This window comes from Thermoanaerobaculia bacterium, assembly GCA_035717485.1.
Taxonomy (GTDB): domain Bacteria; phylum Acidobacteriota; class Thermoanaerobaculia; order UBA5066; family DATFVB01; genus DATFVB01.
Genome location: DASTIQ010000339.1, coordinates 1 through 18,868, shown reverse-complemented (window position 1 = coordinate 18,868; position 18,868 = coordinate 1). Strand labels below are relative to the sequence as shown.

Annotated in this window: 15 protein-coding genes; 14 read left to right on the top strand and 1 reads right to left on the bottom strand. The window is 70.9% G+C overall.

What is annotated here, in order from left to right; genetic code table 11:
• The 14 genes from VFS34_17940 to VFS34_17875 all read left to right on the top strand — a co-directional run.
• The coding region (locus tag VFS34_17940; GenBank protein ID HET9796328.1) for a ribonuclease J at window positions 1-1,379 on the top strand (1,379 nt) is incomplete at its 5' end.
• 58 nt (window positions 1,380-1,437) lie between these two features.
• Entirely contained in the window at window positions 1,438-2,262 is an 825-nt protein-coding gene (locus VFS34_17935) for an undecaprenyl-diphosphate phosphatase (protein ID HET9796327.1), read from the top strand.
• 29 nt (window positions 2,263-2,291) lie between these two features.
• A complete protein-coding gene (locus VFS34_17930) occupies window positions 2,292-4,643 on the top strand; it encodes a DNA translocase FtsK 4TM domain-containing protein (protein HET9796326.1) in 2,352 nt (783 codons plus the stop codon).
• Between the two features lie 307 nt (window positions 4,644-4,950).
• Window positions 4,951-6,849, top strand: a complete 1,899-nt coding sequence (locus VFS34_17925; protein HET9796325.1) for an acyl-CoA dehydrogenase family protein — start codon at window positions 4,951-4,953, stop codon at window positions 6,847-6,849.
• Window positions 6,850-6,895: 46 nt separating this feature from the next.
• Window positions 6,896-7,897 carry a methionyl-tRNA formyltransferase gene (fmt, locus tag VFS34_17920; protein ID HET9796324.1) on the top strand — a complete coding sequence of 334 codons (1,002 nt, stop codon included), beginning with the start codon at window positions 6,896-6,898 and terminating at the stop codon, window positions 7,895-7,897.
• Window positions 7,884-9,224, top strand: a complete 1,341-nt coding sequence (locus tag VFS34_17915; GenBank protein ID HET9796323.1) for a transcription antitermination factor NusB — start codon at window positions 7,884-7,886, stop codon at window positions 9,222-9,224. Before fmt ends, VFS34_17915 begins: the two co-directional genes overlap by 14 nt.
• A 176-nt stretch (window positions 9,225-9,400) precedes the next feature.
• The gene (locus VFS34_17910; protein HET9796322.1) at window positions 9,401-9,688 is read left to right on the top strand and encodes an HU family DNA-binding protein; all 288 of its coding nucleotides are present in this window, start codon (window positions 9,401-9,403) and stop codon (window positions 9,686-9,688) included.
• A gap of 162 nt (window positions 9,689-9,850) precedes the next feature.
• Window positions 9,851-10,384, top strand: a complete 534-nt coding sequence (locus VFS34_17905) for a rhomboid family intramembrane serine protease (protein HET9796321.1) — start codon at window positions 9,851-9,853, stop codon at window positions 10,382-10,384.
• A gap of 46 nt (window positions 10,385-10,430) precedes the next feature.
• Window positions 10,431-11,552, top strand: a complete 1,122-nt coding sequence (locus tag VFS34_17900; protein HET9796320.1) for a DegT/DnrJ/EryC1/StrS family aminotransferase — start codon at window positions 10,431-10,433, stop codon at window positions 11,550-11,552.
• Window positions 11,553-11,556: 4 nt separating this feature from the next.
• On the top strand, window positions 11,557-12,660 hold the full coding sequence (gene wecB, locus VFS34_17895) for a UDP-N-acetylglucosamine 2-epimerase (non-hydrolyzing) (GenBank protein ID HET9796319.1): 1,104 nt from the start codon (window positions 11,557-11,559) through the stop codon (window positions 12,658-12,660).
• A complete protein-coding gene (locus tag VFS34_17890; protein HET9796318.1) occupies window positions 12,657-14,963 on the top strand; it encodes a glycosyltransferase in 2,307 nt (768 codons plus the stop codon). Before wecB ends, VFS34_17890 begins: the two co-directional genes overlap by 4 nt.
• On the top strand, window positions 14,963-15,802 hold the full coding sequence (locus tag VFS34_17885; protein HET9796317.1) for an ABC transporter permease: 840 nt from the start codon (window positions 14,963-14,965) through the stop codon (window positions 15,800-15,802). Before VFS34_17890 ends, VFS34_17885 begins: the two co-directional genes overlap by 1 nt.
• Before the next feature lie 12 nt (window positions 15,803-15,814).
• Complete coding sequence (locus VFS34_17880) at window positions 15,815-16,648, top strand: ABC transporter ATP-binding protein (protein HET9796316.1); 834 nt, start codon at window positions 15,815-15,817, stop codon at window positions 16,646-16,648.
• A gap of 64 nt (window positions 16,649-16,712) precedes the next feature.
• Window positions 16,713-17,801, top strand: coding sequence for a DUF3187 family protein (locus VFS34_17875; protein ID HET9796315.1), 1,089 nt, complete (start codon window positions 16,713-16,715; stop codon window positions 17,799-17,801).
• Between the two features lie 62 nt (window positions 17,802-17,863).
• Here VFS34_17875 and VFS34_17870 read toward each other — a convergent pair.
• The coding region (locus VFS34_17870) for an SRPBCC family protein (protein HET9796314.1) at window positions 17,864-18,868 on the bottom strand (1,005 nt) is incomplete at its 5' end.

Here is an 18,868-nt window from a genome sequence, read left to right as displayed (position 1 = left end):
ATCTGCGCCGTCACGTCGATGCCCCGGTCTACGCCACGCCGTTCACGGCCGCGCTCGCCGACCGGCGGGCCGCGGAGGAGGGTTCGCCGGTCGACCTGCGCGGCGTCGCGTGGCGGGAGCCGATCGAGGCGGGAGACTTCCGGGTGACCTTCTTTCCCGTCTCGCATTCCGTCCCGCAGTCGGCGGCGCTCCTCGTCGAGGTCGCCGGGCGGAAGATCTTCCACACCGGCGACTTCAAGTTCGATCCCGACTCTCCCTTCGGGGAAGGGACGGACCTCGACGCGATCGCGGCGCGCGCGGGAGGGTGCGACCTGCTGCTCCTCGATTCGACGAACGCGGGGCGGGAAGGGTGCTGCCCGTCGGAGCGCGAGGCGCGGGAGGCGCTGGGGCGTCTCGTCGCCGAGGACGGAGCCGGTCGGCTGATCCTCACGACGTTCTCGAGCCACGTCGCGCGGATCGGCGCCGCGGCGGCGGCCGCGCGCGAGGCGGGACGGAAGATCGCGATCGTGGGGCGGAGCATGGCGGAGATCGCCGAGCTCGCCGAGCGCCACGGGTACCTGTCGCTGCCGGCGGGCGCGGTCGTCGGCCGGGAAGCGCTCGCCGGTCTTCCGGCGCGAAGGACCTTCGTGCTCTGCGCCGGGTCGCAGGGGGAGCCGAACTCCGCGCTCGCCCGCCTCTCCGCCGGCGCGCTGCCCGATCTCCTCTTCTCGCGGGGAGACCGCGTCCTCTTCTCGGCGCGGACGATTCCGGGGCGCGAGGCGGCGGTCGCGCGGATCGTCGACGATTTCCTGCGCGGCGGCGCGGTCGTCGTCCGGGACGCCGCCCACGTTTCGGGGCACGCCTATGCCGGCGACCTCGAACAGGTCGTCGCGGCGCTCGCTCCCCGGGCCGTTCTCCCCGTGCACGGCCGCCGCGAGGCGCTCGAGGAGTGCGCCGGCGTCGCGCGGCGGGCGGGCGTCCCCGCGGACCGCGTCTTCGTCCTGGAAAACGGGGATGCCCTCTCCGTCGGGGACGACTTCCGCGTCGCGCGGGGAGCCCGGCCGGCGCGCGCCCTCTCGCTCGATACGGGAGCCTCGGCGGAGATCGGGGAGGAGACGCTGCGCGACCGGCGGCAGCTCGCGGCCGCCGGAGTGGTTCTCGTCTCGGTGTCGCCCGCGACGCGGCGCGTCGTCGAGATCGCGACCCGCGGCGCGGCGCTTCCTCCGGACGCCGACGCGGACATCGCCGCGGAGATCGAATCCGCGCTCGAGCGCGCCTCGCGCGGCGAAGCGGGGGACCGGGAATGGATTCGCCGCGAGGCGACGGCGGCCGTCCGGCGCGCCTGCCGCCGCGGCTGGAGCGTGCGCCCCCTCGTCGTCGTCGTCGTCCCGCCGAGCTGATCGGACCGCCCGGGAGCGGGCCGCCGCGGCCGCCCGCGTGTTACCATCCGTCGATCCCATGCCGATTTTCCTCGCGATCCTGCTCGGCGTCGTGCAGGGACTGACCGAGTTCCTGCCCGTTTCGTCCTCGGGGCATCTGGCGTTCGTCCAGAACGTCGTCCCGGGCTTTCGCCAGGTCGGCGTGCTCTTCGACGTGATGCTCCACGTCGGGACGCTCGTCGCGCTTTTCGTGTATTACCGAGGGCTCATCGCCGAGGAGGCGCGTCTCGTGGCGTCCCGCGATCCCGGCGATCGCCGCCGCGGATGGAGGCTCGTGCTCCTCATCGTGGTCGCCACGATCCCGACGGCGATCGTCGGGCTGCTCCTGAAGAAGACCGTCGAAGGCGCGTTCCGGAACCTGGCGGCCGTCGGGGCCGCGGAACTCGGCACCGCTCTCCTCCTCGCGGTCTCGGCGCTCCGGCGGCGGGGGACGACCGGCCGCGATTCCATGACGTTCGCGCAGGCGGCGGCCATCGGCGCATTCCAGGGGATCGCCGTCCTGCCCGGGCTCTCCCGTTCCGGATCGACCATCGCCGCGGCGCTGCTCCTCGGATGCTCCGGCCCGTGGGCCGCGGATTTCGCGTTCCTCCTCGCGATTCCCGGGATCGCGGGCGCCGCGTTCGTCGAGAACTACGGCGCGTTCCGGCGCTACGGGCTCGCTTTCTTCGAGACGGGCGATTTCGTAAAATACGTCATCGGCGCGGCGGTCGCCGGGGTCGTCGGCTATCTGACCATTGCCTGGATGATCAGGATCGTTTCGGATCGGCGAGTCCACTATTTCGCGATCTACTGCGCCCTGTTCGGCGCGGCGCTGCTCCTGTTCTTCGGCGGCCGAAATGCGTGACTCGCTCCGGGCGCGGACGGGCCTCCGCCGTGAGTGAGAGGTCCCGCCGCTATGCGGACGAGGCGCTCGGGCTGCTGCTCGTCGTCGCCGCGCTCCTGACCGCGCTCGCGCTCTTTTCGCACTCGCCGCAGGACCCGGTCCCGTTCTTCTCGAGCACGTCGGGCGAGAATGCGCGCGCCGCGAACTGGATCGGCGGATTCGGCGCGATGTGGTCGACCGTGCTCCTCGCCGTCTTCGGACTGAGCGCGTGGCTCCTCGTCGCGGGGCTCGCCGCGTGGGGCGTGCAGCGGTTCTCCGCGAAACGCTTCGTCAACCCGGGAACGAAAGCGGTCGGGATCCTGCTCCTCGCGCTCTCCCTTCCCGCGCTCCTGGCGATCGTCCTCGGCGATCGCGATTTCCGGGGCGAAACCCTCCACTCGGGAGGGCTTCTCGGGAGCGGCATCGCCGGATTCGTGCGGGCGCGCTTCAACACTCCGGGCTCGATCATCCTGCTGTCGGCGGTCTTCCTCCTCTCGATCCCCCTCTCGACGCAGGTCTCGCTCGGCGAGGCGCTCTTCCACCTGAAGCTGAGGGCGATCGCCCTGTTCGGCCGTTTCCGGCTCGGGTTCACCCGGCGGCGCGAACGGCAGATGAAGGAGCGCCTGAAGCGGATCGTCGTCCAGAAGCACATCGAGAAATCCCGGCAGGAAGAGCCGGTGGACGACGCCGCTTTCGGCGAAGAGCGCGGGCCGGTGAAGGTCCGCAAGCTCGAAGGGGAAGGGAAGTTCTCGATCCGGAAAGTGGCGGCGCCTCCGCCGGCCGCGCCCCCCGCGCCGGGACGGGAGAAGGAGAAGCCGCGCGAGAAGAAGAGGCCGTCGCCGCAGCGGGCGCTCCCGATCGAGATGGGGGGATACCTCTATCCGCAGAGCTCGCTCCTCCAGAAATACGACCCCGTCGGATCGTTCGACCGGAAGCAGCTGCCGGAGATCGCCCGGCGGATCACGGAGAAATGCGCCGAGTTCGGAGTCGAGGGAGAGGTCGTCGAGTTCCATCCCGGCCCCGTCGTCACGACCTACGAGTTCCGGCCGGCGGCGGGGATCAAGGTCACGCAGGTGATGTCGATGAGCGAGGACCTCGCCCTCGCGCTCTCGGCCGAAGCGATCCGGATCGAGCGGATCCCGGGACGGTCGTCCGTCGGGATCGAGGTGCCCAACCCCGACGGGGGCGACCTGATCGCTCTCCGCGACGTCATCGAGTCGGAGCGCTTCGCGGCGGAGCGCTCGCTCCTGGCGCTCGCGCTCGGAAAGGACATCCACGGCGAGCCCGTCGTCCAGAACCTCCAGTCGATGCCGCATCTCCTCATCGCGGGCACGACCGGCTCCGGGAAATCGGTCGGGATCAACACGATCATCACGTCGCTCCTCTTCAAGGCGACGCCGGCGCAGGTCAAGCTGATCCTGATCGACCCGAAGATGGTCGAGCTCGAGATCTACCGCGACATCCCGCACCTGCTGACGCCGATCGTCACCGACCCGAAGAAGGCGTCGAACGCGCTGAAGTGGGCGGTCGCGCAGATGGAGGAGCGCTACCAGCTCCTCTCGAAGGTCGGGAACGTCCGCAACATCGACCAGTACAACCGCGCCGTCGAGGACAAGCAGACGGTCGCGGAGGTGAAGGCGCGCCTCGGCGACGAGGCGGAGGACCTGGAGCTCGCGCCCCTTCCCTACATCGTCCTCATCATCGACGAGCTCGCGGACCTCATGATGACCGCCCCGAAGGACGTCGAAGAATCGATCGCCCGCATCGCCCAGAAGGCCCGCGCGGTCGGCATCCACCTCGTCGTCGCGACCCAGCGGCCGTCGACGGACGTGTTGACCGGAGTGATCAAGGCGAACCTGCCGTCGCGGATCGCGTTCAAGGTGGCGACGAAGATCGATTCGCGCGTCGTGCTCGACGGAAACGGCGCCGAGAAGCTCCTCGGCCGCGGCGACATGCTCTACCTCGGACCGGGCACATCGCGCCTCCATCGCGTCCACGGCGCGTTCATCTCCGTCCAGGAGACCGCCGCTCTCGTGAAGTTCCTGAAGAAACAGGCGAAGCCCGTCTTCGACGAGGAGATCACCAAGGACCGCGAAGAGGAGGCGCGCATCGCCGGCGTCGGGGGCGGCAAGGGGGAGGAGTCGGACCCGCTCTACGACGAAGCCGCGCGGCTCGTCGTCAAGGAGCGAATGGCGTCGATCTCGTTCCTCCAGCGGCGCATGGGCGTCGGGTTCTCGCGCGCCGGGAAGCTCATCGACATGATGGACAAGGACGGGCTGCTCGGCCCGCAGAAGGGCTCGAAGCCGCGCGAGGTATTGGTTCCGGCCGACTATTTCGACGGCGTCGACCAGCAAGCGCGGTAGGCGCGCCTCGACGTTTCCCGGATTCCTTTCGTCTGGCGAAGGGCGCTCCCGAAGCTCTCGGCGTCGGCGTTGATCGCGAGTTCGGGTCGCGCTGCCGGGGCCCTTCGCATCGCGGAAAGTCTCCGCGAAGCAACCGGGCGGAGGAGGTCTGCGATGCGGGAGGGTTCCGCACCGCGAGGGGCCCGCGGCGGCGCGGTCGAACCTCTCGTTCGACGAGCCGCGAAACCGCCACTCGCTGCGGTCCCCGAGCCAGTTTCCGCGACGTGCCTTGGCATCCCGACTGCTAGAATTCCGGCGGGGAGGATCGATGCCCGACGCCGGGAAATCGGGGAAATTCTCGTCGGAAGCGGAAGCGCGTCGGGTCGCCGAGGAGGCTCGGGAGACCGAGTGGCGCTCCGCGTCCTTCCTGAAGGAGCTCTTTCTCGGCAACTTCCGGCTCGACCTCGTCCACCCGTTCCCGGCGGACCCGCCGGAGCGCCCCGAATTCCGGGCGTTCTACGCCCGCATGGAGAGATTCCTGCTCGAGGAGGTCGACTCCGACGCGATCGATCGCGAGGGCAAGATTCCGAAGCGCGTGATCGACGAGCTCGCGCGGATGGGCGCCTTCGGGATGAAGATCCCGAAGGAGTACGGCGGTCTCGGTTTCACGCAGCTCGAGTACGCCCGCGTGATCGAGCTCATCACGAGCGTCGACGGGAACCTGATCGCGCTCCTCTCGGCGCACCAGTCGATCGGCGTGCCGCAGCCGCTCAAGCTCTTCGGGACGGAAGCGCAGAAGAAAAAGTACCTGCCGCGTCTCGCTCGCGGCGCCGTCTCGGCCTTCGCGCTCACCGAGCCGGACGTGGGCTCCGATCCGGCGAACCTCGCGACGACGGCCGAGCGGACGCCGGAGGGCGACTACGTCGTCAACGGGGAAAAGCTCTGGACGACCAACGGCACGATCGCGGAGCTCTTCGTCGTGATGGCGCGCCATCCCGACACGAAGAAGATCTCGGCCTTCATCGTCGAGAAGGATTGGCCGGGCGTCGAGGTCGTCCGCCGCTGCCACTTCATGGGGTTGAAGGCGATCGAGAACGGCGTCATCCGGTTCACGAACGTGCGGGTGCCGAAGGAGAACCTCCTGCTCGCCGAAGGGCGCGGGCTGAAGCTCGCGCTCGTGACGCTGAACACCGGCCGCCTCACGCTCCCCGCCTCGTGTGCGGCGGGAGCCAAGCGGTCGCTCGAGATCTGCCGCACCTGGGCGGCCGAGCGCGTCCAATGGGGACAGCCGATCGGCCGCCACGAAGCGATCGGGCAGATCCTGGCGGACATGGCGGCGACGACTTTCGCGATGGAGGCGATCGTCGAGCTGACCAATCGCATCGCGGACGAGGGCGGACGCGACATCCGCCTGGAAGCGGCCGTCGCGAAGATGTGGAACTCCGAGGAGCAGTGGAAGATCGTCGACCAGACGGTCCAGATCCGCGGCGGGCGGGGCTACGAGACCGCGGACTCGCTCCGCGCCCGGGGCGAGCCGGCGATCCCGGTCGAGCGGATGATGCGCGACTCCCGGATCAACCTCATCTTCGAGGGATCGTCGGAAATCATGCGGCTCTTCATCGCCCGCGAGGCGCTCGACGCGCACCTTTCCGTCGCCGGAGCGCTCGCCGATCCGAAGGCTCCCGCGCGGCGGAAGCTCGCCGCGCTTCCGAGGATCGTCGCGTTCTACGCATGGTGGTACCCGTCCCGCTGGCTCGGCTGGGGAGCGTGGCCGCGGTACTCCGAATTCGGCCGGCTCGCCGGCCACGTGCGGTTCCTCGACCGCTCGGCGCGGCGGCTCGCCCGCGCGATCTTCCACGCGATGGTTCGGTTCGGCCCCAAGCTCGAGAAGAAGCAGGCGACCCTCTTCCGCGCCGTCGACGTGGGCGCGGATCTCTTCGCGATGGCGGCGGCCGTCTCCCGCGCCCACGCGCTGCGCCGGTCGGGCGCGGCGGAGGGGACGCGGGCGGCCGAGCTCGCCGATCTCTTCTGCCGGAACGCGGAACGGCGGATCGCGAGCCGTTTCGCCGCGCTCGCCGACAACGACGACGCGCGGAAGTCCGTCGTCGCCCGGCGCGTGCTGGCCGGGGACGAGGAGTGGCTCGAAAGCGGGCTCGTTCCCGTCCCGTGGCAGGCGGCTCAGGCGGGAGAGGCGTCGCCCGATACGGCGGCCGCCGCGCACGCCTGACCGTGGATCGTCGCCGGCCGAGCGACTCCCTGCCTTCGGCTCGGCCGTGAATCCCGCCGATCCCTCCCGCCGCGCCGAGTCAAGCGGCCCGTCCGCTTCAACTCGGCGCCTCCGCATTGTCTTCTTCGGCACCCCCGAATTCGCCGTGCCGTCGCTCGCGAGGCTCGCCGCCGAGCCGGGTTTCCGGATCACGCTCGCCGTCACCCAGCCGGACCGTCCGGCGGGGAGGCACGCCGATCCCATCGCGCCGCCCGTCGCCCGGGTCGCGCGCGACCGGGGAATCCCGCTCCTCCAGCCGGAACGCCTGCGCGGTTCGCCGGACGTTCTCGAACGTCTCCGCGCCGAACGCCCGGAGGCGATCGTCGTCGTCGCGTACGGGAAGATCCTGCCGCCCGAGATCCTCGCCATTCCGCGGCTCGGGTGCGTCAACGTCCACGGCTCCCTCCTGCCGCGGCATCGCGGCGCGTCGCCCGTCCAGGCGGCGATCCTCGCCGGCGACCGGACGACCGGCGTCTCGACGATGCGGATGACGGAAGGGCTCGACGAGGGGCCGGTCTACCTCGTCCGCGAGATCCCCGTTCTTCCCGAAGACACCGCGGCGACGCTCGCTCCTCGGCTGTCGGCCGCCGGCGCGGATCTTCTCGTCGAAACGATCCTCGGCATCGCTTCGGGAAAACTCGTCGCGCGCCCGCAGGAAGGGGAGCCGACGTACTGCCGCGCGATCCGCCGGACCGACGGCGAAATCGACTGGACGCTCCCCGCGGCCGAAATCGCGCGCCGGCTCCGCGCCTTCACGCCGTGGCCGGGCGTTTTCACCTCGTTGGAGGGAGAGCGCGTGAAGATCCTCGAGGCGCGCGAGGGGGCGGCGGGGAGACCGGGCGCGCCGGGAACGATCGAGGCGGCCGAGCGGGGCGTCACGGTGGTCTGCGGCTCGGGGACGTCCCTCGTCGTCGATCGCGTCCAGAGAGAGGGGCGAAAGCCGGTCCCGGCGGCGGAATTCCTCCGCGGCGCGAGGCATCCGGAAGGCGCGCGGTTTGGGAACCCCTGAGGGCGCCGCCCCGCGCGCCGCCGGCCGCTCGGCGAGCCCGGCGCGGCGGCGGGCCGTCGCGATCCTGGCGGATTTCTTCGGCGGCGGCCGCCGCCCGCTTCGCCTCGCCCGCGAAGTCGCGGGACTCGGCGACGCGGACCGGGATCTGGCGCGCGAGCTCGTGCTCGGAGTCCTTCGGTGGCGATCCGCTCTCGACGCGGAGATCGCCCGATTCTCGCGGTTCCCCCTCGACCGCCTGAAGCCGCCCGTCCGGGAAATCCTCGAAACCGCCCTCTTCCAGCTCCGGTTCCTCGAGCGGGTGCCGACCCGCGCGGCCGTTCACGAGGGGGTCGCGATGGCCCGCGCCCAGGCCGGAGAGGGAGCGTCCCGGCTCGTGAACGGCGTCCTCCGCTCCGCTCTCCGGGAGCCTCCGCGGCGGCTGCCGGAGAGCACTCCGCGGGAGCTCGCGGAAGCGTTCTCGCATCCCGCATTCCTCGTCGAGCGCTGGACGGAGCGTTTCGGGGCGGCGCGGACGCGGGCGATCCTCGCGGCCGACGACGAGCGAGGCCGGCTGCATCTCCTCTGCGACGCGCGCCGCTTCCCTCGGGACGACGTCGCTCGTCGGCTCCTCGCCGAGGGAGTGGAGACCGCGCCGCTCGCGCTCGCGGAGAACGGGCTCGCGGTGGTTTCGGGGAATCCGATCCGGACGGCGGCTTTCCGGGACGGCGTGTGCTACGTGGCCGACGCGGGATCCCAGGCGCTCCCTTTTCTCCTTCCCCCGGGAGACCTGCTGCTCGATCTCGCGGCGGCGCCCGGAGGGAAGACCGCCTCGGCGCTCTTCTCCGGCCGCTTCGCGCGGGTGGTCTCCGCCGACCTTTCTCCCGATCGCCTCGCCTTTTTCCGGGAGAATCGCGCCCGAATGGACCTGGCGGCCGCCCTCCCCGTCGCCGCCGACGTCCTCGCGGCGCCGTTCCCGGCGCGAGGTTTCGATCGCGTCCTCCTCGACGCTCCGTGCTCCGGGACCGGAACTCTCCGGAAGAACCCGGAGATTCGATACCGGCTGACCCCCGCCGCGGTCGACGCGATGGCCGACGCCGAGCTTCGCCTCGTCGCCGGGGCCGCCGCGCTCGTCGCCCCCGGGGGATATCTCCTCTACTCGACGTGCAGCCTGGAGGAGGAGGAAAACGAGAGGGTCGCGGCCGCGCTGGTCGCGGCGGATCCGTCGATGCGTCTCTCGCCGATCGATCCTCCCGAAGCCCTGCGCAAGAACGTTTCGGGCGCCGTCTTCCGGCTTTTCCCGGACGAGGGAGCCGACGGGTTCACCGCGCACCTCTTCCGGCGGGAATAGAAGGCCGGCGCGGCGTTGCGGCGCCTCGTCGTTTCCGCGGGTCTGGCGCATCTCCCCCGGTCGGGTTCCTGGCGCACCCGGGTCCCCGACGCCGGCCGATATCGGGCCGGACCCGCCCTGGTCGGGCGCTTTACAAACGGCCGGCCTGCGCATACATTCGCCGGCTTGGAGGCAAAATGGCCGGAAAGAACGAGATCATCGAGTCGATCGCGAGCGAGACGAATCTCTCCCGGCGCGACGCGACCGCGGCGTACGACGCGTTCCTGAACGCGATCGGGAGCGCGCTGCGGAAAGGGGAGAAGGTCAACGTGTCGGGACTCGGCGCGTTCTCGGTGACCGACCGCGCCGAACGCGCCGGCCGGAACCCGAAGACCGGGGAGTCGATCACGATCCCGGCCTCCCGCGCGGTCAAGTTCAAGCCGGGCAAGGAGCTGAAAGAAAGCGTCAACGCGAAGAGCGCGTAGGCTCTCCTGATCCCCCTTCGCGACACCGTTCGCACCCGCACCACGCCCTGGATCAACTGGCTGCTGATCGGCGGCAATCTCTGGGGCTTCCTCTTCGAGCTCTCGCTCCCTCCCGAGGCGCTCGACCGCTTCCTGCGCGTCTACGGTTTCGTCCCCGCGCGGATGTGGAGCGGCCAGTACGGGATCACGGCGTCGCTCGTGACGATCTTCGTCGCGATGTTCCTCCATGCGGGGTGGCTGCATTTCGGCGGCAACATGCTCTTCCTCTGGATCTTCGGGGACAACGTCGAGGACCGGCTCGGGCACTTCCGGTATCTCGTCTTCTACCTCCTGTGCGGGCTCGCCGCGTCGCTCTGTCACGCGTTCTTCAACGCCGGGTCGCGCCTTCCGTCGCTCGGCGCGTCGGGCGCGATCTCGGGCGTGCTGGCGGCGTACCTCTTCCTCTATCCGCGCGCGCGGATCCTGACGCTCATTCCGATCTTCCTCTTCTTCACGGCCGAGGTGCCGGCGTTCCTCTTCATCGTGTTCTGGTTCGTCGTCCAGTTCTTCTCCGGAACCGCGAGCCTTTCGGTCTCGACCCCCACGACCGGGGGCACGGCCTATTTCGCGCACATCGGCGGCTTCGTCGCCGGGATCGTGCTGCTCGCGCTGCTGAAGCCCCCGCGGCGCGCTCCGCCGGCGTATTCCTGGAGCTGAGCGCCTCGTCGGGGCGGGCGACGGTTCGCGGTAAACTCGCGCGTTCATGACCGGAGTCCGCGTCCCCCTCCTGGACCTGACCCGCCAGTTCGCGGAATACCGCGAGGAGGCGATGGCCGAGGTCTCGCGCGTCTTCGCGTCGCAGCGGTTCATCCTGGGCGACCAGGGCGCGGCGCTCGAGCGGGAGCTCGCCGGATACCTCGGCGCGGCCCACGCGATCGGGGTGTCCTCCGGGACCGACGCGCTTCTCGTGGCGCTGATGGCGCTCGGCGTCGGACCGGGCGACGAGGTCGTCGTTCCCGCCTTTTCGTTCTTCGCCACGGCCGGGGTGGTCTCGCGCCTCGGCGCGGTGCCGGTCTTCGCCGACGTCGAGCCCGACACGCTGACGCTGTCTCCCGAATCGTTCGAAGGGAAGATCACCGGCCGCACGCGCGCCGTCGTTCCCGTCCATCTCTACGGGCAGGCGGCGGACCTGGGGCCGATTCTCGACATTTCCCGGCGTCGAGGGATCCGCGTCCTCGAGGACGCGTGCCAGGCGATCGGCGCCCGCTACCGCGGCCGCGCGGTCGGGACGCAGGGCGACGCGGGCGCGTTCTCCTTCTTCCCGACGAAGAACCTCGGTGCCGCGGGGGACGCGGGGCTCGTCACCGCCGAGGACGCGGCGGTGGCCGCGCGCATCGTGCGGCTCCGCGTCCACGGGATGGAGCCGAAGTACCACCACGCGGAGATCGGCGGGAATTTCCGGCTCGACGAGGTGCAGGCGGCGGTGCTCCGGGTCAAGCTGAAGCGGCTCGACCGCTGGAACCGGCACCGGAGGGAAATCGCGTCGGAGTACCGGCGCCTCCTCGCGGGCGCGGAGTCCGCGGGGAAGCTCGCGCTTCCCGTGGTCGGCCCCGACCGCGACCACATCTACCACCAGTTCGTGGTTCGGGTGCGCGACCGAGACGCCGTCCGGACGCGTCTCGCCGAGGCGGGCGTCGGCTCCGAGGTCTACTATCCGGTCCCGCTCCATCTCCAGGAGTGCTTCGTCCCGCTCGGCGGCCGCCGCGGCGATCTTCCCGAGTCGGAGCGCGCGGCGGACGAAGTCCTGGCGCTTCCGATCTGGCCCGAGCTCGAAGCGGCGGAGATCGCCGCGGTCGCCTCCGCCCTCGAGGAAGCGGTTTCCTGAGATCATGAAAGTCCTGGTGGTCGTCGGCACCCGGCCGGAGGCCATCAAGATGGCGCCCGTCGTCCTCCGCCTCCGGGCGGAGCCCGGGTTCGAGACGGTCGTGTGCGCGACCGCGCAGCACCGCGATCTCCTCGACTCCGCGCTGGCGCTCTTCGGCATCGCGCCGGACGTCGACCTCGATCTCATGCGTCCCAACCAGACGCCGAGCGCCGTGGCGGCCGGCGTGCTCTCGGCCTTCGATGCCGTCCTGGAGAAGGCGGCCCCCGACGTCGTCCTCGTCCAGGGGGACACGACGACCGTGATGGCGGCGTCGCTCGCCTGCTTCCATCGCGGCGTTCGGGTCGGCCACGTCGAAGCGGGTCTTCGGACGGCGAACCTCCGGAATCCCTTTCCCGAGGAGATGAACCGGCGCGTCACCGATCTCGTCTCCTCTCTCCACTTCGCCCCGACCGCCCGCAGCGCGTCCGCGCTCGCGGCCGAGGGGGTCGATCCCGAGAGCGTTCACGTGACGGGGAACACCGTCGTCGACGCGCTGCGGTGGCTCGCCGAACGGTCTCCCGCGGACGAAGAGGACGCGCGCGACCTCGTGCTCGTCACGTCGCACCGGCGCGAGAGCTTCGGGGCGCCGATGCGGCGTTCGTTCCGCGCGATCGCGCGGCTGGCCCGGCGGTTCCCGGAGACGCGCTTCGTCTTTCCGGTGCATCCGAATCCGAACGTGCTCGAGGCGGCGCGAGCCTTCGACGGCATCGGAAACGTGGAGCTCCTTCCTCCGGTCGACTACGCTCGTCTCGTTTCCTGGATGCGCCGGGCGAAGATCATCCTGACCGACAGCGGCGGCATCCAGGAGGAGGCTCCGACGTTCGGGAAACCGACGCTCGTCCTTCGCGAGACGACGGAGCGCCCGGAAGGGATCGAGGCCGGCGTCGCGAAGCTCGTCGGCACGGACGAGGAGACGATCTACCGGGAAGCCGAGCGCCTCCTGAGCGATCCGGACGCGCTCGCCGCGATGTCGCGCGCCGCGAATCCCTACGGCGACGGGCGGGCGGCCGAGCGGATCGTCGCCGTGCTCGCCGGCCGGCCGATCGCGCCCTTTTCCGCCCGCGCATGAGGGGGGGTCTCCTGCGCCGCCTCTATTTCGGGGGGCGCGACGCGCTGCCGCTCCCGCTTCGCCGCGTTCTCCGCCGGATCCTTCCCGTCGAACGGATCTTCCGGATCCGGAAACCGGTGTTCGACGCGGAGGACGCGCCGCCCGCTCCGGCGGAAGAGATTCCCGGGAGGCCCGATCTCGTCCTGCTCCCGGGCGCATTCGGCGTCTCGGCCCCGCGCCTGCGGGAGGCGGCCCGGGCGCTCGCCGCGACCGGCGGGCGGGTGTTCCTCGCGGATCCGGAGGCGATCGATTTCGCCGCCGACGGCGGGCTCGTCCGGTTTCCCTGGCGCGCCGAAGAGCCGGACGGTGCGATCGACGCCCTGGTCGAGGCGTTCCCCATGCGGCACGCCGCCGTCGCCGGCGTCGGCGCGGAACACGTGGCGGATCGCCCCGGATGGAAGCCGGCGCCGGCGTCGGTTCCCCTCGAAGATGCCGCCGCGTACCGGGCGGGGCTCGTCCGCCTCTGGCCGCGCGCGTCCGTCGTGATCGTCACGTACGGGAACCTTTCCTTCAATCGCGCCTGTCTGGCCTCGATCGCGGAGCGGACCGACTGGCCGAACGTCGAGCTCGTCGTCGTCGACAACGCCTCCTCCGACGGCACGCGGGAGTGGCTCGACGAGACGCGGCGGACGTCTCCGCTCCCGATCGTCGTCGTCGCGAACGCCGAAAATCGCGGGTTCGCGGCCGCCGTCAACCAGGGCGTGGCGGCCTCGACGGGGGAGGTCGTCTGCCTCCTGAACAACGACACGGTCGTGACGCGCGGCTGGCTCTCGGCTCTCGTCGCGCATCTCGAGTCGGATCCCGGGCTGGGCCTCGTGGGATCGAGCACGAACGAGATCGCCAACGAGGCGAGGGTTCCCGCGGGCTACGCGCGCCTCGCCGACCTGCCCTCCTGGGCGCGAGCCTTCACGGACGCCAACCGCGGCCGGCGGGTCGCGATCCCGATGCTGGCGATGTTCTGCGTCGCGTTCCGCCGCCGTCTCTTCGACGAGATCGGCCCGCTGGACGAGCGCTTCGGCGTCGGGATGTTCGAAGACGACGACTGGTGCCGGCGCGTGCGCGAGAGGGGATGGGAGATCGCCTGCGCGCGCGATTCCTTCGTGCACCATCGCGGCCGCGGGAGCTTCTCGGCGCTCGGCGAGACGCGATATCTCGCGATCTACCGGGAAAACGAGCGCCGGTACCGGGAGAAGTGGGGAGCCCCGCCGCCCGCGAGAATCCGGGGCGGGACGCTTCCGGGCGAGCTCGCGCGCGCCGAGTCGCCGGTCGTGTTCCTCCCCTCGATCCCCTGGAACGCCGCGCTCGTGCAGCGGCCGCATCACCTCGCGCGGGCGATCGCGCGCGCCGGGCATCCCGTCCTGTTCCTCTCGGAGGACTCCGCGGACCGGGTCGACGGCTTCGCGGACGTCGAGCAGAACCTGTTCCTCTACCGGGGTCCGCGCGCGCCGCTCGCCGGCATGGCTCGTCCGTTTCTCTGGTCCGTCGCCTACAACGTTCCCGCTGCGGCGGAATGGCCCGACGGCCGTCTCGTTTACGACGCCGTCGACCATCTCGCCGTGTTCCCGCACCCCCGGCGGCGTCTGCGCGCGAACCAGCGCCGCGCGCTCGAGCGCGCGGAGCGCGTCTTCGCCGTTTCGCGGGGACTCCGCGAGGAGCTCGCCGCGGAACGCCCCGACGCCGTGTACCTCCCGAACGGCGTCGACTCGGCGGCCTTCGCGCGGCCGCGCGGCGTCCCGCCCGGCCCGGGGGAGCGCCCCCGGGCGATCTACGCCGGGGCCCTGGCCCGTTGGTTCGATTTCGAGGTGCTCGCCGCCGTCGCCCGCGCTCTGCCCGGGTGGGATTTCCGGCTGTACGGCGAGGAGCTCGACGGCGCGTGGGGGCGATCCGCGGCCGCCGGACTCCCCAACGTCGTCTTCCTCGGCGCGCGGGCGCACGCCGAGATTCCGCGTCTCCTGTCGGAGGCGAACGTCGCGATCATTCCGTTCGTCGTTTCGCCGGTGACCGCGTTCGTGTCGCCGATCAAACTCTACGAATACTTCGCCGCCGGGAAGCCGGTCGTCTCGTCGCCGATGCCGGAGGCGGAAGCTTTCCCGGAGGTGCGGACCGCCCGGAGCGCCGCGGAGTGGTGCGCGGGGCTCGAGGAGGCGCTCGCCGCGTCGCGCGACCGGGCGTTCACGGCGCGTCTCCGCGCGCTCGGACGAGCCAACGACTGGGCCGCGCGGGGCCGGGAGGCGCTCGGCCATCTGCTATATTCCGCGCGCTGATGCCCTCGTCGCGGCTCGCCCGGCTGGACGCCTTCTACGATTCGAGCGATCGCGGATTTCCCGAGCTCGACGAGCTCGTGGTCCTCTGGCGATATCGCGGTCTCGTGTGGGAGCTCATGGTCCGCGACATCAAGATCCGGTACAAGCGGTCGGTGCTCGGGATCGCCTGGACGATGCTCGCGCCTCTCCTGAACATGGTGGCGCTCACGCTCGTCTTCTCGTCGCTCCTCAAACAGCAGATCCAGAACTATCCGGCCTTCTTCATGCTGGGGTCGATGTACTGGGCGATGTTCGCGACGGGCACCTCGTTCGCGGCGTCGCAGACGCACGACGCGAACGAGCTCGCGAAGCGGATCTACCTGCCGCGTTCGGTCTTCGTCGTGTCCGCCGTGGGAGTCGCCCTCGTCAACCTCGTGCTCTCGATCGTGCCGCTCCTCGCGATCCTCGTGGCGACCCGGTTCCACTTCCACGCGACGAGCTGGATGTTCCCGATCTCCGTCGTGCTGCTGTCGGCGTTCACGCTGGGCGTCGCGTTCCTCATCTTCACGCTCGCGTCCCGATTCACCGACATCCGTGAGATGTACCTGGTCCTCGTCCAGACGTGGTTCTTCATCACGCCCATCGTGTACGCCCCCGCGATCGTTCCGCCGAGGTTCCGGTTCATCCTCTGGCTGAACCCGCACTACTTCCTGCTCCAGACCTTCCGCACGCCCGTGTACGACGGAATGCTCCCGACGACGAACGTGATCCTCTTCTCGGCCGCGATCGCGTTCGGGACCCTCGCGGCGGGATGGTCCTTCTTCTGCCGGAACATCCAGGACTATGCGTTCCGTTCGTAGCCGGCCGCCCCGATGATCCACTTCGAGAACGTCACGATCCGCTACCGGATCCCCCGGGGCGGCTCGCGCTCGCTGAAGGAGCACGTCGTCCGCCGCCTCAGCCGACGGATCACCTTCGACGAGTTCGACGCGCTGCGGGACGCGAGCCTCGACGTGTCGGACGGCGAGAACGTCGGCGTGATCGGGCGCAACGGGGCCGGTAAGAGCACGATGTTCAAGGCGATCTGCCGGGTCGTGCGGCCCTCCGAGGGGCGGGTCGTCGTCCGGGGACGGATCGCGCCGCTCCTCGAGCTCGGTCTCGGGATGAACGCGGAGCTGACCGGGCGCGAGAACGTCCTGCTCCAGGGGTCGCTCCTCGGGTTCTCCCGCTCCGAGATGCGCCGGCGCATGCCGAGTATCGCCGAGTTCGCCGAAATCGGCGAGTTCATCGACGCTCCGATGCGGACCTATTCGACCGGGATGGTCTCGCGGCTGGCCTTTTCGGTCGCGACCGACGTCGATCCGGACATCCTGCTCGTCGACGAGGCGCTCGCGGTCGGCGACGAGAGGTTCCGGGCGAAATGCCGCGACCGGATGGCCGGGTTCCGCGAGGCGGGGAAGACGGTCCTTCTCGTCTCCCACTCGCTCGACCAGATCCGGGAGACCTGCTCGCGCGCGCTGTGGCTCGACGAGGGGCGGATCATCACCGACGGGCCGGTGAGCGTGGTCGCGGACGCGTATCACGAGTGGTCGGGTGGGGCGGGGGGCGACGCCGCGGAGTTCGCGGAGAAAGAGGGCCTCCCGGGACGGTGCGGATCGACCGCGGGTGCCTCTCGCCGCGCCCCGGCCCAGGAGCTCGCTCGATGAGGGCCGCGGCCGGGCGAGCGGCGAAGCCCCGTCGCCGACGGGCGTCGGCGCTCGCGCCGACGCGATGATCCGCGCGCGCCGGGGCGCGCCGCTCGCGGTTCTCCTCGCGGCGGCCACGCTGGCGGCCCGCCTCGCGCCCGGCGAACCCCTCGATCCCGCGCCCGCCTTCGGCGAGCGAAGCTTTCACCTCCTGCACGTTCCTTTCCTCGATTTCGGCCCCGCCGATCCGTCGTCCCCCGCTCCGGGAGAGATCGTCGGGCGATTCGAGGCGGCGTACGCGAGCACGTTCTCGTCGACCTGGCACGCGCTCACGTTCCACGACGACCCGGCGCTCCGGGGACGGCCGCTCGCCGCCGGAGAGGCGGCCGCGATCCACGCGCAATTTCCGGGGGACCGCGTCTTCTTCGTCGAGAGCGACCTCCTTCGCGTCGCCGGGACGGCGCGTGCCGGACTGACGCCCACGCTCTCGGTCTCGGCCGAGATCGTGTGGATCTCGCACGACGCGATTCACGGCGGCAGCGCCGTGGAGGCGTTTCACCGCGCGTTCGGCCTGGACCAGTCCGGCCGGAACGAATTTCCGGCGTCCCAGTTCGCGGTGATGGTGCAGCGCCCGGGCGGCGAGATGACGTTCGACGATCGCTCCCCCGACCCGGGCTTCGGCGACACGACGGCGATGCTCTCCTGGCGTCCCGCGCGCCGAACGCTCTGGTCGTACGGGCTCGACGCGGCGATCAAGGCGCCGACCGGCAGCTCCGCGGACTTCAACGGATCGGGCTCCTGGGACGCGGGAGCGCTCGGGTACGCGCGCCGCGACGGCCCCCGATGGACGTTCGACACGGAGGCGGGCGTCGTCGTGCCGGGCCGGTGGCGCTCCTCGACCGGTCTTCCCGTGGCGTGGTATTCGCGGCTGCTGGTCGGGGCCACGCGGGCGTTCGGGCCGCGCACCCGGGTCGGCGCCTCGGCGACGCTCGAGGAGAGCCCGTTCCGGAGGGACGATCTCGGCGATCTCTCCCATCCCGGGCTCGAAATCGCGCTCGGCGTCGAGCGGGACCTTTCGCGCCGGACCTCGGCGGCGCTCACGCTGACCGAGAACGTGCCGTCGTTCGGGGACCGGGCCGATTTCGGGCTGACCATTCGCCTGCGCTTCCGCTAGGCGAGCGGGCGCGCCGATGGATCGGTGACGCGCCGCGGGGAAGCGATCGCGTCCCGCGCCGCTCAGCCCGGCGGATTGCCCATCGCCGCGGCGTACAGGCGGTGGAAATGGTGGACGCCGTTCTCCCGCTTGACGCTGTAGCGTCCCCGGTCGTAAGTGCGCGACCGAAGTCCCCGCTGGACCGCCTCGCAGATGGCGATGTCTTCGAGCTGGATCTCGTCGGAGAACGCGACCGTCTCCTCGACCGCGCGGCGAACCGCCGGGTCGTCGGAGTCCCGGAAGAACCACTCGAAGATGGTCGCCGTCCGTTCCGGGCCGAGGGGAAGGATCACGTTGGTCGAGAAATTGTCGGGATAGACGTTGAGCATCAGGTTCGGAAAGATCCAGTAGTACTCCGCCTCGTCCCCGTCGCCGCCCCGGAGCTTTCCGGGGGCGGTCGCGCGGACCGGGGCGTGCTGGATCGAGTACAGGCGCTTCGTCTCGGTCGCGTATCGCGCGTAGTCGAGCTCGCGGAAGAGGCCGGGGTGGACGATCGGGATGTGGTAGCCCTCGAGATAGTTGTCGACGTAGACCTTCCAGTTGCACTCGACGATCCACTCCTTGCGATGCGCCCGCCGCATTCCGGGGAGCGGCCGGCGCCGCGCGAGGTCGGCGAGGTCGTCGAGCGTCTCGGCGAGCGGAGCGGCGTCCGGATCGAGAGCCACGAAGACGAGGCCCATCCAGGTCTCGGCGCGGAACCGCGGGAGGGCGACATCCTCCCGGCGGAAGCCTTCGACCCCTTCGAACTCGGGGGTCCCGAGGAGCCGCCCGTCGAGCGCGTAGCTCCACCCGTGATATCCGCAGCGGAACGCGCGGCAGCGTCCGGCGCCGGCGGCGACGGGTCCCGCGCGGTGGCGACAGACGTTCGAGAGCGCGCGCAGGATGCCGTCGTCGCCACGGACGAGGAGCAGGGGCTCCCCGGCGGCCGCGGCCGTGACGAAACTCCCGGGCTCCCGGAGATCTTCCTCGTGCGCGACGAGCTGCCACGTCCGGGCGAAGACGCGATCGTTCTCCTCGGCGAGGAATTC